This is a genomic window from Streptomyces niphimycinicus (genome assembly GCF_018883605.1).
Taxonomy (GTDB): Bacteria; Actinomycetota; Actinomycetes; order Streptomycetales; family Streptomycetaceae; genus Streptomyces; species Streptomyces niphimycinicus.
The window spans coordinates 17,321-31,778 of record NZ_JAHLEM010000221.1; the positions used below are offsets into that span (position 1 = coordinate 17,321).

13 protein-coding genes and 1 pseudogene are annotated in these 14,458 nt (G+C 72.5%); 10 read left to right on the forward strand and 4 right to left on the reverse strand.

What is annotated here, in order from left to right; genetic code table 11:
* Nucleotides 1-24: 24 nt before the first annotated feature.
* From alr to KN815_RS20435, 5 genes are all read left to right on the forward strand, one after another.
* Complete coding sequence (gene alr, locus KN815_RS20415) at nt 25-1,233, forward strand: alanine racemase (protein ID WP_216343385.1); 1,209 nt, start codon at nt 25-27, stop codon at nt 1,231-1,233.
* 6 nt (nt 1,234-1,239) lie between these two features.
* A complete protein-coding gene (locus KN815_RS20420; protein ID WP_216343386.1) occupies nt 1,240-1,866 on the forward strand; it encodes a M15 family metallopeptidase in 627 nt (208 codons plus the stop codon).
* A complete protein-coding gene (locus tag KN815_RS20425) occupies nt 1,863-2,993 on the forward strand; it encodes an endonuclease/exonuclease/phosphatase family protein (protein ID WP_216343387.1) in 1,131 nt (376 codons plus the stop codon). Before KN815_RS20420 ends, KN815_RS20425 begins: the two co-directional genes overlap by 4 nt.
* Nucleotides 2,994-3,161: 168 nt before the next feature.
* Entirely contained in the window at nt 3,162-3,515 is a 354-nt protein-coding gene (locus tag KN815_RS20430) for a DUF6247 family protein (RefSeq protein ID WP_216343396.1), read from the forward strand.
* Nucleotides 3,512-3,784, forward strand: coding sequence for a hypothetical protein (locus KN815_RS20435; protein ID WP_216343388.1), 273 nt, complete (start codon nt 3,512-3,514; stop codon nt 3,782-3,784). Before KN815_RS20430 ends, KN815_RS20435 begins: the two co-directional genes overlap by 4 nt.
* Before the next feature lie 75 nt (nt 3,785-3,859).
* Here KN815_RS20435 and KN815_RS20440 read toward each other — a convergent pair whose 3' ends face one another.
* Nucleotides 3,860-4,423 (reverse strand): flavoprotein, encoded by a 564-nt coding sequence (locus tag KN815_RS20440; protein ID WP_216343389.1) that lies wholly within the window; start codon nt 4,421-4,423, stop codon nt 3,860-3,862.
* Here KN815_RS20440 and KN815_RS20445 point away from each other — a divergent pair.
* Nucleotides 4,422-5,129: pseudogene (locus KN815_RS20445) on the forward strand (transcriptional regulator); the annotation flags it as partial. The gene KN815_RS20440 and the pseudogene KN815_RS20445 sit on opposite strands and share 2 nt — an antisense overlap.
* A 221-nt stretch (nt 5,130-5,350) precedes the next feature.
* On the opposite strand, the gene KN815_RS20450 reads toward KN815_RS20445, so the two are convergent.
* Both KN815_RS20450 and KN815_RS20455 read right to left on the reverse strand, forming a co-directional pair.
* Nucleotides 5,351-6,706 (reverse strand): type III PLP-dependent enzyme domain-containing protein, encoded by a 1,356-nt coding sequence (locus KN815_RS20450; RefSeq protein ID WP_253209120.1) that lies wholly within the window; start codon nt 6,704-6,706, stop codon nt 5,351-5,353.
* A 111-nt stretch (nt 6,707-6,817) separates the two neighbouring features.
* Nucleotides 6,818-7,834, reverse strand: coding sequence for an MDR family NADP-dependent oxidoreductase (locus KN815_RS20455; RefSeq protein WP_216343390.1), 1,017 nt, complete (start codon nt 7,832-7,834; stop codon nt 6,818-6,820).
* A gap of 236 nt (nt 7,835-8,070) precedes the next feature.
* Between KN815_RS20455 and hutU the strand changes: the two genes are divergently transcribed.
* The 4 genes from hutU to hutI all read left to right on the forward strand — a co-directional run bounded on the left by hutU (nt 8,071) and on the right by hutI (nt 13,620).
* Nucleotides 8,071-9,729, forward strand: coding sequence for a urocanate hydratase (gene hutU, locus KN815_RS20460; protein ID WP_216343391.1), 1,659 nt, complete (start codon nt 8,071-8,073; stop codon nt 9,727-9,729).
* 74 nt (nt 9,730-9,803) lie between these two features.
* Complete coding sequence (locus tag KN815_RS20465) at nt 9,804-11,015, forward strand: allantoate amidohydrolase (RefSeq protein ID WP_216343399.1); 1,212 nt, start codon at nt 9,804-9,806, stop codon at nt 11,013-11,015.
* Entirely contained in the window at nt 11,012-12,388 is a 1,377-nt protein-coding gene (locus KN815_RS20470; protein WP_216343398.1) for a formimidoylglutamate deiminase, read from the forward strand. The genes KN815_RS20465 and KN815_RS20470 overlap by 4 nt, the downstream gene beginning before the upstream one ends.
* A 44-nt stretch (nt 12,389-12,432) precedes the next feature.
* Nucleotides 12,433-13,620 (forward strand): imidazolonepropionase, encoded by a 1,188-nt coding sequence (hutI, locus tag KN815_RS20475; RefSeq protein ID WP_216343392.1) that lies wholly within the window; start codon nt 12,433-12,435, stop codon nt 13,618-13,620.
* Between the two features lie 140 nt (nt 13,621-13,760).
* Here the strand turns inward: hutI and KN815_RS20480 are convergent.
* Nucleotides 13,761-14,458, reverse strand: a 698-nt coding sequence (locus tag KN815_RS20480) for an RNA polymerase sigma factor SigF (protein WP_216343393.1), incomplete at its 5' end; no start/stop codon positions are given.

Consider the following 14,458-nt stretch of genomic DNA (forward strand, 5'->3'; position numbering starts at 1 on the left):
CTTCCGCGCTCTGCCCAAGCGGCCATGGCGATCGGCCTGCGCGCCGGGCCGCGCAGGCTGGGCGCCGTGATCGAACAACGCTTCCATCCCGTCGTCACCGTCGACCTCTCCGCCATCGCGGAGAACACCCGCCGGCTCGCGGCCCGCACCGGCGCCGCGCTCATGGCCGTCGTCAAGGCGGACGGGTTCGGGCACGGGGCCGCGGCCGTGGCCCGTACCGCCCTCGCCCACGGCGCCGACCGGCTCGGGGTGGCCATCGTCGAGGAAGCCCTCGCGCTGCGCGGGGCCGGCCTCACCGCGCCCGTGCTGAGCTGGTTGAACGCCCCGCACGCCGATCTCACCCTGGCCATCGCCGCCGACGTGGAGATCGCGGTGCCGAGTGAGGAACACCTGCGGGCCGCGCCTTCGGCCGCCCTCGCCTCGGCCGCCCCGGCCCGGATCCATCTGCACGCCGATGTGGGCATGGCCCGTGACGGGGCCGCGCCCGCCGCGTGGGAGCGGTTGTGCGCGCATGCCGCGGACCTGGAACGGGCGGGCCGGATCCGCGTGGTCGGCGTGATGGGGCACCTGGGCTGCGCCGACCTGCCCGACGACCCGCACACCCCGCAGGCCCGCCGGCGGTTCGCGCAGGCCGCCGCGACGGCGGAGCGGCACGGGCTGCGGCCGCTCCACCGCCACCTGGCCGCGACCGCCGGGCTGCTGACCGATCCGGGAACCCATCACGACCTCGTGCGCGTCGGCGCGGGCCTGTACGGCATCGACCCGACCGCCACACCCACCGTGCCCGGACCGGCCGGGCTGCGGTGGGCGATGACCTTGACCGCGCCCGTGGTGTCCGTCCGCGACGTGCCCGCCGGGACCCCGGTCGGCTACGGCCACACCTTCACCACCACCCGTCGCACCCGCCTCGCCCTGCTGCCGCTCGGCTACGCCGACGGCCTGCCCCGCCTCGCCTCCGGGCGGGCCGAGGTCCTGCTGCGGGGCGGGCGCCACCCGGTGGCCGGCCGGATCTCCATGGACCAGATGGTCGTGGACGTCGGCACCGCCGAGGTCCGGCCGGGGGACGTCGCCACGATCCTCGGACCCGGCGACGCGGACGAGCCGACCCCCGCCGACTGGGCCCCGGCCACCACCGGCCCGCCCACGATGCCGATGCCCACGATTCCCACGGCCCGACAACCGGCCGGGACCCCACCGACGGACCCACCCCCGTGCCCCACCCGAGGAGCCTGAAGCCCGATGCCCACCGACCGCGCGCCCGCCGGCTTCGTCGCCCTGGCCGACGTCGCCCCGACCATCCGGCAGGACCTCCGCTACACCGGGAGCGACAACTTCGTCGGCAGCCCCCTGGACGGCTACCGGAACGCCACCTGCGTCCTGACCCTCCCGGCCGCCCTCGCCCTCAGCCGGGCCGCGCACGTCCTGGCCCGTGACGGATACGCGCTGACCGTTCTCGACGGCTACCGGCCGCAGCGGGCCGTGGACCACATGCGCCGCTGGGCCGCCGACCCCACCGACCAGGCCACCAAGGCCCGCCACTATCCGCGCGTCGCCAAGGAGCGTCTCTTCGGCCCCGACTACATCCACACCCGATCCGGGCACAGCCGGGGCAGCACCGTCGACGTCACCCTCACCACCCTGGGCGGCAGGCCGCTGGACATGGGGACCCGCTTCGACTTCTTCGATCCGCGCTCACACACGGACCACCCCGACACCCCGCTCCCGGCCCGCGTCCACCGGTGCATCCTGGGCGAGGCGATGACCGCGGCCGGATTCCGCAACCTCCCCACCGAGTGGTGGCACTTCACCCTCCTCGAAGAACCCTTCCCCGACCAGTACTTCGACTTCCTCCCGGGCCACACATGACCCACCCGACACCCGACCCCGGCACCCTGCCGTCCCGCTACGGCAATCCACCGCCGCCCGCGCCCGCGCCCGTGCCCGTGCCCGCGCCCGCGCCCGTGCCCGTGCCCGCGCCCGGGCCCCTGCCCCTGGAATCACCACCCGGCCCCGGCCCCGATCCCGAGGCCACTCCCGCCGCCCGGCACCGCCTGCCCCGAGGGGCGGTGATCGCCATCCTCGGGGCCCTCCTCGCTCTTTTCCTGGTGACGCTCCCCTGGCTTCCGGACACCCCCGGGAACCTGACGAGCCTCGCCCAGACCGTGGCCCCCTGGTTCGGCCTCGGCATACTCCCCCTCCTCGTCCTCGCCCTGATCCGCCGCTCCGCGCTCGCCGCCGTCGGCGTGCTCCTGCCGCTGCTCACCTGGAGCGCCCTGTTCGGCACCGCCCTCGGCGACCGCTCGCGGACCGGACTTCCGGACCTGACCGTGGTCAGCCACAACGTGGACGACGCCAACACCGGCCTCAAGGGCACCGCGCGCACCCTCCTGGCGGCCGACCCGCAGGTGATCGCCCTCCAAGAACTCACCCCGCGGGCCGTGAAAACCTTTACCCGGGAATTCCGCGACCGCTTCCCTCACCACGTGACCGACGGCTCCATCGGCATCTGGAGCTCTTTTCCACTACGCGCCGTCCGCCCCGTCCCGATCATGGGGTGGACCCGGGCCCTGCACGCCACCCTCGACACCCCACGCGGCCCCGTCTCCTTCTACACCGCCCACCTCGCCTCGGTCCGGGTCCGACCCGACGCCGGTTTCACCACCGCCCGCCGCAACGACTCCGCCGACCGGCTCGTGACGGCCCTCCGCCAGGACCCCGCCTGGGACCAGGGCCCCGTCCTCCTCCTCGGCGACTTCAACGGCGCCGGCGCCGACCGCTCCCTGCACCTCCTCTTCGACGGCTTTCACGACGCCCAGGCCGAGACCGGCTCCGGCTTCGGCGCCACCTGGCCCGCCACCTTCCCCTTGGTCCGCATCGACCACGTCCTCGTCCGAGGAGCCACCCCCTTGCGCGCCCACACCCTCCCCGCCACCGGCAGCGACCACCTCCCCATCGCCGCCGCCCTCAAGCTCCCGTCACCCACGAGACCTTGACGTCGCCGGTGGCCTCTGCTCGCGCCCGATCGAGCCGTCCGCGTCCACCGGGGTTGACGGCGCCGCCAGAGGCCGAGGGGGCGCGCCCTCACTCGTTCGGGCGATGCGATCGGGCTCGCACTCGATAGGCTGCTCCCAGGGATCAGAATCTCGCCCATGGGAGCAGCAATGACCACCTCCGCCACTGGGCAGCCACTCATCCCGCAGCCGCCTGCCACTGTCACGGCCCTTCGCCAGGCCGTCGCGCAGCTCGCCCCCGCCGCCCTTCCCGCCTTCACGCGGGAGTTGGATCAGGCCGCCGACCAGTCCCGGCAGGCTTCCGACCTGGCCCCTCTCCAGCGGTTCATCGCCCAGTGGGCCGTCTACGTCCACATTCAGCGGCAGCCGAATATCGCGAAAGAGTTCCGTCACTGGGAGGACGCTGCCGAGACAGGCGACGCGGCACAGGCCCGACGCGCCGCGTCCGCAATCGGCAAGATCCTGGACGACGCACATGCCGCGCTCGGACTCCTCCCTCGATGAGCGTCGGCTGGCGCTGGGAGTACGACCCCGATCACGCTCACGTGACAGGCGGCATCCCCGCTCACGTGGTGACCGAAGTGGAGCGTCTCGCCGGGCAACTGGTCGACCTGGCCGGTATGGGCGTCGATGTCAGCGACTACGGCAACGGCCCGCGGGCAGGAGGGATACGCCGCATGGACGCGGCAGGCGGCTACTTCTTCTTCCTGGTGGCACCACGAGACCATCTCATCGTGATCGTCCGCATCATGCCACCGTTCCAAAACCTCTGAACGGACGCCGGGGTCACATGGCAGATCAGCCCCGGCGGCACAGGTGTCAGGCTAAGTGACCCGTCCGGCGGCGGCTCATGTCCCACCGGAATCGCGCCCGCTGACGACTGACGCGGCAGCTTCCAGGGCCAGGTGCCACGGATACCCCTCTGGGCGGCCCTGGCCCGGCTTGTTGGGTACGAATCCGCCTTCCCCGTAGAGGACGTGCACGCCCATGGCGCGGAGTGTGGCAACGCTGGCGTCGAACTGCGTGTGCCGCACATAGGCGGCGTTGACGCAGGGCATGGCCACGGTGGGGATGCCCTTGCCGATGGCCTCGGCCACGAATCCGATGATGAACTTGTCGGTGATCCCCAGCGCCCACTGATTGATCGTGTTGAAGGTGGCGGGTGCCAGTACGGCGACGTCTGCGGGGGGCCAGACGTCCGGCTCCTGAGGCAGCTTGTACTGGCTGCGTACCGGGTGTCCGGTCAGTTCTTCCAACGCGGGTAGCTCGTCGTCAAGCCAGCGTGCGGCCGTGGGGGTCAGCCCGAGGCAGACGTCCCAGTCGGCCTCCTGTGCCCGCTCGATGACGCCGGCGATGTTCAGGACGGGCGGGGCAGCGCTTCCCAGCACATACAAGATGCGGTTCGCGGTCATGGCGGCAGTTCACCGCGCGGCACCTCTCACCCGCAAACCATGCCGGAGCGGGCTGGATCCGGCGATCACACCGCGTCCCGCTCCTCAGCTCGTCGCCGCTGCCCAAGCTCTGTGTCAGCAGGTCCGGGCCACGAAGCTCCATGACGCCGCTCTTGATCTCCCAGGGACGATGGCGGAGATCACGACAGCCGCGTATCGGACGCCGTCGTCCGAGTTGTGGGCTGCTCTGTCGAGTACCTACCGCACCGCGCATGACCTGGCCGTGAAGCTGGGCTATTACGACTTGTCGACGGTGGCTCTGGACCGTATGGACTGGGCCGCGTCGCGGGCCTCCGATCCGTTGCTGTCCGCAGTGCGCCAGTACATGCGTGCCCTCGTCTACTTCCGAGAAGGCGAGTACACCATCGGCCAGCGGCTCGTCGTATCCGGACAGGGGCTGTTGGAGCAATCCCCGCAGACGCGAGAGCGGCAGGCCGTCGCCGGACAGCTTCACCTCGGGGCAAGCATCATCGCTGCCCGCGCCCATGACGAACATGCGGTAAGGAACCACCTCGCAGAGGCACGGTCCTACGCGGACCGGGTAGGCGAAGCCACGGACGTGCACTGGCTGTCCTTCGGGCCTACGAATGTCACCGTGCACGCGGTGTCCGCTCATGTCGAGATGCGGCACTACGGCGAAGCTCTGCAAGAGGCCGCGAAGGTGCGCAGGACGCGCGACAACTGAAGAAGCAATACCGGACCATCCCCTTGCCTGGTCAGCTTCCGGGGTGGCCCGGCTGGGGATCGATGACGAGCCCCGGTGCCGACCAACAGCATCCGACGGTACCGGGGTCCTCGTCGTGCTGCCGCCGGCGATGTGCGGCGCGCATCGCAGCGCATCGCGGCGCGCCTGGGCGCGGGGCTCTACCGCCGCGCGCCGGGACGGCTCTACCGCAGCCGGCTGAGGCCCAGCGCATGTGCCGCGCCGCTCTCGGCCACGATCTCGTCCACCGTCTGCGGCTCTCGTACTGTCGCGAAGCGCACCTCGCCGTCGGCGGCCGTCGCGTCGAAGCCGTGGATCCCGGGGCGGGGCAGGCTGTTGTACGCGAAGTGGTTGGAGAAGTAGTACGCGCCCGTGTCCAGCAGGCCGACCAGATCGCCCGCCGCCAGCTCCGACAGCGGCCGGTCGCGGGCGACCAGGTCGCCCGCGAAACAGCAGGGACCGGCAATGTCCTGGGGCACCTGGCCGTCCGCGGTTTTGGGGCGGCCCTCCGCGTCGTAGGCCAGGACGCGCAGCGGCCAAGCCTCGGGCGCGAAGACCGTACGGGTGGCGAGCTGGGCGCCCGCGTGGGTGACCGCGATCGGGCGGCCGCCCGCGGACTTCGCGTACTCGACCCGCGCCAGCACCAGGCCGGACTTGGCCAGGAGGGACCGTCCGAACTCGGTGACCAGCTTGTACCGCCCGTCGAAGAGCCCCGGCACGGTGCTCCGCAGAAGCTGTGCGTACTCCCGATAGGTGGGGGTGATCTCGTCGGAGGCGAAGTTCACCGGGAGGCCACCGCCGATGTCGAGGGCGTCGATCTGCTGTCGGCCGACCGCCCCGTTGATCTCTTCGGCCAGTTCGTAGGCCGCCCGTATGCCCGCCGTCATCAGCTCCAGCGGACAGCCCTGGGAGCCGACGTGGGCGTGCAGCCGGGTCAGCCAGGGGCGTTCGGCGAAGGCGCGGACGACCCACTCGCGCGCCCCCGGGTCCTGGAGGGCGACGCCGAACTTGGAGGTCGCGGTGGCCGTGCTCATCGCGTCGATGCTGCCGCCGCCCACCTGCGGGTTGATCCGCAGGCCCAGGGGCGCGGGCGGGTCCGCGCGGTCCCCCACCAGCTCGCCGAGCCGGTCCAGCTCCTGTGGGTTGTCGGCGTTGAGGGCGATGCCCAGGTCGAGGGCCTCGCGCAGCTCCGCGGGGGTCTTGGCGGGGGAGTCCAGGACGATCCGGTCGGGCGTCACCCCCGCCGCGCGGGCCAGCGCCAGCTCGCCGGGGCTGGCCACCTCGCAGCCCAGCCCCTCGTCGGCCAGCAGCCGCAGGACCGGGACGAGCGCGGCGGCCTTGACCGCGAAGGCGTGCAGGACCGGGGTGCCGGGCGTGACGACCTCCTCGAAGGCGGCGCGCAGTTCGGCGGCGGCGGCGCGGATCCCGGCCACGTCCAGCAGCCCGACGACGGGCTGATCCGGGCCCAGCAGCCCCTGCTCCACGGCGGCCCGAACGGCCCGTTCGCGCCGGGTGGCCATCGCAACCGTTTTCGACGTCATGCTTTCAGCCAACCACCGAGGACGGCCGCGGACCAGTTCCCCCGGGGGTGCTCCGGGGCGGGGCCGTGTGGTCGTGGGGAGCGCGGCCCCCGGCCCGGGACCGATCCGGCCTCACAGCTCCACCAGTACCGCCCCGAGGTGGCGGCCCTCCAGCAGCTCGCACAGCGCGCGCGGCGCTTGGCCGATGCCCGTCAGCCGGGTGTACGGACAGGTGAGGGCGCCCTCGCGCAGCGCCCGGCCGAACTCGCGCAGGTACCCGGGCATGGCGTCCTGGTGGTCCAGCGCGCTGATGCCGCGCAGTGTGACGCCCCGGGCGATGAGGGCCAGGGTGCTGATCCCGGTCGGGGCCGACGCGTCGTCCGACAGTTGCGCGGCGAGCGCGCCGACCAGGGCGAAACGGGCGTTGCGGCGGGCCACCGCCACCGCGGCCCGCAACTGTTCGCCGCCGACGGTGTCGAAGAGGACGTCGATGCCGTCGGGGGCGGCCGTGCGCAACTGCTCCTCGATCGGCCCGGCACCCCGGAGGACGACCGCGTCGTAGCCCAGCTCCCGCGTCAGCCGGTCGGCCTTGTGGCGGGAGCCGGTGGAGCCGATGACCCGTTCGGCGCCGTGCAGCCGGGCGAACTGTCCGGCCAGCGAGCCCACGCCGCCCGCCGCGCCGGTGACGAACACCGTGTCGCCGGGCCGCACCCCGGCCCCGCGCACCACCCCCAGCCAGGCGGTGAACCCCTGCGACAGATGGGCGGCCGGGTCCGGCAGCGCCTCGGGGTCGATGGGCGACGCCTGCGCGGCGTCGAGCAGCGCGTATTCGCGCCAGCCCGCGCGGTGGCGGACGAGGGTCCCGGGGGCGAGTCCCGTGCCCGGAGCGCCGATCACCTCGCCGAGGGCCGGGCCCCGCATCACCTCGCCGGTCTTGGGCAGCAACTGGGGAAGGCCGAGGGTGTCGGGGCCGGCGAGGGTGAGCGGGCGCATCACGGCGGAGACGCTCATCAGCCGGTTGCGCACCAGCACCTGTCCGGGGCCGGGGGCGGGGACGGGAGCGGTGACGACCTCGAAGTGACCGGGGGTGAGCGCCCCTTCGGGCAGGGCCGCCAGGCGGACCTCGCGGTGGGTGGCGGGAAGGGACACGCGGGGCTCCTCGGCGGGCGGAGCGGCGGGCGGAGCGGCGGACGGAGCGGCCGCGGAGCGGACACCTCCCGGTGACGCTACCCCGGGGCGCCGGACCCCGCCGTTCGTGCCCACCGCGAGCCCGCGCCGCTGAACCACCCGGGTGTATGCGCAGCTCCGCGGTATTGACTAGTCATATTCATCGGTATCAAGATGTGAATAACTCGATCCAATCGATGGCAGGGAGGCTTGGCCCCATGACAGGACCGCGACCCGTACGGGCGCCGCGTGGTGCAGAGCTCAGCGCTCGGGGGTGGCAGCAGGAAGCCGCCCTGCGGATGCTCCAGAACAACCTCGATCCGGAGGTCGCCGAGCACCCCGACAAGCTCGTCGTCTACGGCGGCACCGGCAAGGCGGCCCGCGACTGGCGCTCCTTCGACGCCATGGTCCGCACCCTGCGCACGCTCAAGCAGGACGAGACGATGCTGGTCCAGTCGGGCCGCCCGGTGGGCGTCATGCAGACGCACGAATGGGCGCCGCGGGTGCTGATCGCCAACTCCAACCTGGTCGGCGACTGGGCCAACTGGGAGGAGTTCCGCCGCCTGGAGGCGCTGGGCCTGACCATGTACGGCCAGATGACCGCGGGCTCCTGGATCTACATCGGCACCCAGGGCATCCTCCAGGGCACCTACGAGACCTTCGCGGCCGTGGCGGCCAAGAAGTTCAACGGCACCCTGGCGGGAACGATCACCCTCACCGCGGGCCTCGGCGGCATGGGCGGCGCCCAGCCGCTCGCGGTCACCATGAACGACGGCGTCGCGATCTGCATCGACTGCGATCCGCGCGCCATCGAGCGCCGTATCGAGCACCGCTACCTGGACGTCCGCGCCGACAGCCTGGACCACGCCCTGCAACTGGCCACCGAGGCGCGCGACGCCCGGCGCCCCCTGTCGATCGGCGTGCTGGGGAACGCGGCCGAGCTGGTCCCGCAGCTTCTCGCGATGAACGCCCCGATCGACATCGTCACCGACCAGACCAGCGCCCACGACCCGCTGGCCTATCTGCCGATCGGCGTGGACTTCGACGAGATGGCGTCGTACGCCGCCGAGAAGCCCGCCGACTTCACCCAGCGGGCGCGCGAGGCGATGGCCCGGCACGTGGAGGCCATGGTCGGCTTCATGGACGCGGGCGCCGAGGTCTTCGACTACGGCAACTCGATCCGCGGCGAGGCCCAGCTCGCGGGCTACGACCGCGCCTTCGCCTTCCCCGGCTTCGTGCCCGCCTACATCCGGCCGCTGTTCTGCGAGGGCAAGGGCCCCTTCCGCTGGGCCGCCCTGTCCGGCGACGCGAGGGACATCGCGGCCACCGACAAGGCGATGCTGGAGCTCTTCCCGGAGAACGAGTCGCTGGCCCGCTGGATCAAGATGGCGGGGGAGCGGGTCCACTTCCAGGGGCTGCCCGCCCGTATCTGCTGGCTCGGCTACGGCGAGCGCGACAAGGCGGGCGAGCGGTTCAACGAGATGGTGGCCGACGGCACGCTCGCCGCACCGCTGGCGATCGGCCGCGACCACCTCGACTGCGGCTCGGTGGCCTCCCCGTACCGCGAGACCGAGGCCATGCTGGACGGCTCGGACGCGATCGCCGATTGGCCGCTGCTCAACGCCATGGTCAACGTGGCCTCGGGCGCGTCCTGGGTCTCCATCCACCACGGCGGCGGCGTCGGCATGGGCCGCTCGATCCACGCGGGCCAGGTCACGGTCGCCGACGGCACCGCGCTGGCGGGCGAGAAGATCCGCCGGGTGCTGACGAACGACCCCGGCATGGGCGTGATCCGCCACGTGGACGCGGGCTACGACCACGCGGACGAGGTCGCGGAGGAGCGGAACGTGCGGATTCCCATGAGGGAAGCGCAGTGAGCCGGGTTGCGCACGAAGCGGAAGGACCGGCGGCGGCAGGCGCACCCGCGACCACGGGTGCGTCGTTCCACGAGATGTGGCGCGACCTGGCCCCCATCGGCCGCAACACAACGACAAACGGCTACCGCCGCTACGCCTGGACGGAAGCCGACGCCGACTGTCGGACGTGGTTCAAGGAACAAGCCCAGAACCGCGGCCTCACCTACGAAGTAGACCGCAACGGCAACCAATGGGCCTGGCTCGGCGACCCCACCGCCGGGGGCGCCGTGGTCACCGGCTCCCACCTCGACTCCGTCCCCGACGGTGGCGCCTTCGACGGCCCGCTGGGCGTCGTCTCCTCCTTCGCCGCCCTCGACGAGCTGCGAGCACGGGGTGCGCACCCCACCAAACCGCTCGCCATCGTCAACTTCGGCGACGAGGAGGGCGCCCGCTTCGGCCTGGCCTGCGTGGGCTCCCGGCTGACCGCCGGGCAGCTCACCACGGACCAGGCGCACCAACTGCGCGGCGGGGACGGGCTGAGCCTCCCCCAGGCGATGGAGCGCGCCGGATACGATCCGGACGCCATCGGCCCCGACCCGGAGCGGCTGGCCCGCATCGGCGCGTTCGTCGAGCTGCATATCGAGCAGGGGCGTGCCCTGGCGGCGCGGTCCGACAGCGGCTCCGCCGCGGGTGACGACGCGGTGGGCGTCGCGTCCGCGATCTGGCCGCACGGCCGCTGGCGGTTCGACTTCCACGGCGAGGCCAACCACGCCGGGACGACCCGGATCGAGGACCGCCGCGATCCGATGCTCACCTACGCCAACACCGTCCTCGCGGCCCGTAAGAAGGCCAGGATCGCCGGGGCGCTGGCGACGTTCGGCAAGGTCAGCGTCGAGCCGAACGGGGTCAACGCGATCGCGAGCCTGGTCCGCGGCTGGCTGGACTCGCGCGCCGCCGACGAGGAGACCCTGGCCGCCGTGGTCGGCGAGATCGAGCGCGCCGCGCTCGAGCGCGGGGAGCGCGACGGGGTGGACGTGCGGGTCACCCGGGAGTCGTTCACCCCGGTCGTCGAGTTCGCCCATGACCTTCGGGACCGGCTGTCCGGGCTGCTGGGCGGCGTTCCGGTGCTGCCGACCGGGGCCGGGCACGACGCCGGCATTTTGTCCGCGTCCGTTCCTACGGCCATGCTGTTTGTAAGGAACCCCACCGGCGTCTCGCATTCACCCGCGGAGACGGCGGGCGAGGACGATTGCCTCGCCGGTGTGGCCGCGCTCGCGGAGGTACTGGAGGGCCTGGCGTGTCACTGACGGCGCAGACCTACTGGGCGGAGCACGCCTGGGTGAACGGAAGCGTGCGGTCGGACGTGGTGATCGTGGCCGCGGCCAACGGACGGATCGCGGCGGTGGTGCCCGGGAGCCCGCGCCCGCCCGCCGGATCCGTCACTCTCCGTGGTCTGACCATTCCCGGTCTGGCCAACGCTCACAGCCACGCCTTCCACCGGGCCCTGCGCGGTGTCGTCCAGGCCGAGAGCGAGGCGGGGACCGAGGCGGGGGGTGCGCCGGACTCCTTCTGGACCTGGCGCGAGGTGATGTACGGGGTCGCCGACCGGCTGACCCCGGAGAGCTATTTCGAGCTGGCCCGCGCCGTCTACGCCGAGATGGCGATGGCCGGGATCACCTGTGTGGGGGAGTTCCACTACCTCCACCACGCGCCCGGCGGCACCCGCTACGGCAACCCCAACGCGATGGGGGAGGCCCTGATCGCGGCCGCGGCCGAGGCCGGTATCCGGATCACCCTGCTCGACACCTGCTATCTCTCCTCCGGTTTCGGGGCCGAGCCCAACGAGCACCAGTCGCGCTTCTCCGACGGCACGGCGGAAGCCTGGGCCGAGCGGGTCTCGGAGCTGAAGAGCGACGGCAACACCCGCATCGGCGCGGCGATCCATTCGGTGCGGGCCGTCCCCGCCGATCAGCTCGCGACCGTGGCCGGGTGGGCCCAGGAGCGCACGGCGCCCCTGCACGTCCATCTCTCCGAGCAGACCGCCGAGAACGACGCCTGTGTGGAGGCGCACGGCTTCACCCCCACCCGGCTGCTCGCCGACCACGGTGTGCTGGGCCCGGAGACGACCGCCGTGCACGCCACCCATCTCACCCCCGGCGACATCCGGCTGCTGGGCCACGCCGCCACCGGGGTCTGTATGTGCCCGACCACCGAGCGTGACCTCGCCGACGGGATCGGCCCGGCCGCCGAGCTACAGAGCGCGGGCTCACCGCTCTCGCTGGGCAGCGACAGCCATGCCGTGATCGACATCCTGGAGGAGGCCCGCGCCATGGAGCTCGACGAGCGGCTGCGCACCCGCGCCCGGGGTCACTGGACCGCGGCCCAACTGCTGCGGGCCGCCACCGTGGACGGTCACGCGGCGCTCGGCTGGGGCGCGGAGGCGGGCCGGATCGAGGTGGGCGCGCTCGCCGACCTCACCACGGTCGCACTGGACTCGGTGCGCACGGCGGGGCCGCCGCCCCGGCTGGGCGCCGAGACCGCCGTATTCGCGGCGACCAACGCGGACGTCCGGCACACCGTGGTCGGCGGCCGCCATGTCGTACGGGACGGCACCCATCAGCTCGTCCCGCGCGTCCCGCAAGCGCTGGCCGAATCCATCGAAGCCCTGCTCGGGCGGTGATCCGGCCGCCACCGCAACGGCCGACGAAGGAGAACACCCCCACGATGACCACCGCGACGACCGCGCCGACCACGACCGCCATCACCGACATCGCCGGTCTGGTCACCAATGACCCCTCCCTCGGTGAAGGCCCCCTCGGCCTGATCCGGGACGCGGCCGTCGTCATCGACGGCGACCGCATCGCCTGGGTCGGTGAGTCCAGCAAAGCACCCGCCACCGACAACCGGGTCGACGCCGGTGGCCGGGCCGCCATTCCGGGCTTTGTGGACTCCCACTCCCATCTGGTCTTCGCGGGCGACCGGACCGAGGAGTTCAACGCCCGGATGTCCGGCCGCCCCTACAGCGCGGGCGGCATCCGCACCACCGTCGCCGCCACCCGCGCCGCGTCGAACAACGTGCTGCACGCCAACGTCGGCCGCTATGTGGCCGAGGCGCGCCGCCAGGGCACCACGACCGTCGAGATCAAGTCCGGCTACGGGCTGACCTCGCAGGACGAGGCCCGAGCGCTGACCATCGCCGGTGCCCACACCGACGAGGTGACCTTCCTCGGGGCGCATATCGTCGCCCCCGAGTTCGCCGACGACCCGGCCGCGTACGTGGATCTGGTCACCGGCCCGATGCTGGACGCCTGCGCCCCGTACGCCCGCTGGATCGATGTCTTCTGCGAGCAGGGCGCCTTCGACGGCGACCAGGCCCGCACCATCCTGACCGCGGGCAAGGAGCGCGGGCTGATCCCGCGGGTCCACGCCAACCAGCTCTCCTACGGCCCCGGAGTGCAGCTCGCGGTGGAGCTGGGCGCCGCCTCGGCCGACCACTGCACCCATCTGACCGACGGGGACGTCGACGCGCTGGCCCAGGGGGAGACGGTCGCCACCCTGCTCCCCGGGGCGGAGTTCTCCACCCGCTCGACCTATCCGGACGCGCGCCGGCTGCTCGACGCGGGCGCCACGGTCGCGCTGTCCCCGGACTGCAACCCGGGCTCGTCCTTCACCAGCTCCATGCCGTTCTGTGTCGCCCTGGCCGTACGGGAGATGGGGATGACGCCCGACGAGGCGGTGTGGGCCGCCACGGCCGGCGGGGCGCGGGCCCTGCGCCGTACCGACGTGGGCCGGGTGAGCCCGGGCGCCCGCGCCGATCTGGCGCTGCTGGACGCCCCGTCCCATGTGCACCTCGCCTACCGCCCCGGCGTCCCGCTGATCTCGGCGGTATGGCACAACGGCACCCTGATCTGACGCGTGACGTGATGTGACCTGCCTGACGTGATCTGACGGAACGGCAGAGCGCACGGATAAGGGCACGGATACGGATAAGGACACGGATAAGGGCCCGTCCCGGTCGGCCGGGGGCGGGCCCTTATCCGTCTGCGGAGGCGTCACTCCTCGATCATCAGACCCTTACGGAGCCGACGGAGGGTGCGCGACAGCAGCCGCGAGACATGCATCTGGGAGATGCCCAGCTCCTCACCGATCTCCGACTGCGTCATATTCGCCACGAAGCGCAGGGAGAGGATCTTCCGGTCGCGTGCGGGCAGATCGGCGATCAGCGGCTTCAGGGACTCCACGTACTCGATGCCTTCGAGTCCGTGGTCCTCGTAGCCGATCCGGTCCGCCAGCGCTCCCTCGGAGTCGTCCTCCTCCGGCTGGGCGTCCAGCGAGCTCGCGGTGTACGCGTTGCTCGCGGCCATGCCCTCGACGACCTCGGCCTGGCTGATGTCCAGCCGCTGGGCCAGCTCGCCGACGGTGGGGGCGCGGTCCAGCCGCTGGGCCAGTTCGTCGCCGGCCTTGGCCAGGTCGAGACGGAGCTCCTGTAGCCGCCGCGGTACGCGTACCGACCAGCTCGTGTCGCGGAAGAAGCGCTTGATCTCGCCGACGATCGTCGGCATCGCGAAGGTCGGGAACTCGACGCCCCGGCCGGTCTCGAAGCGGTCGATGGCCTTGATCAGGCCGATGGTGCCGACCTGGACGATGTCCTCCATCGGCTCGCTGCGGGAGCGGAACCGGGAGGCGGCGAACTTGACCAGCGCCAAGTTGAGCTCGACCAGGGTGTTACGCACATAGGCGTATTCGTGGG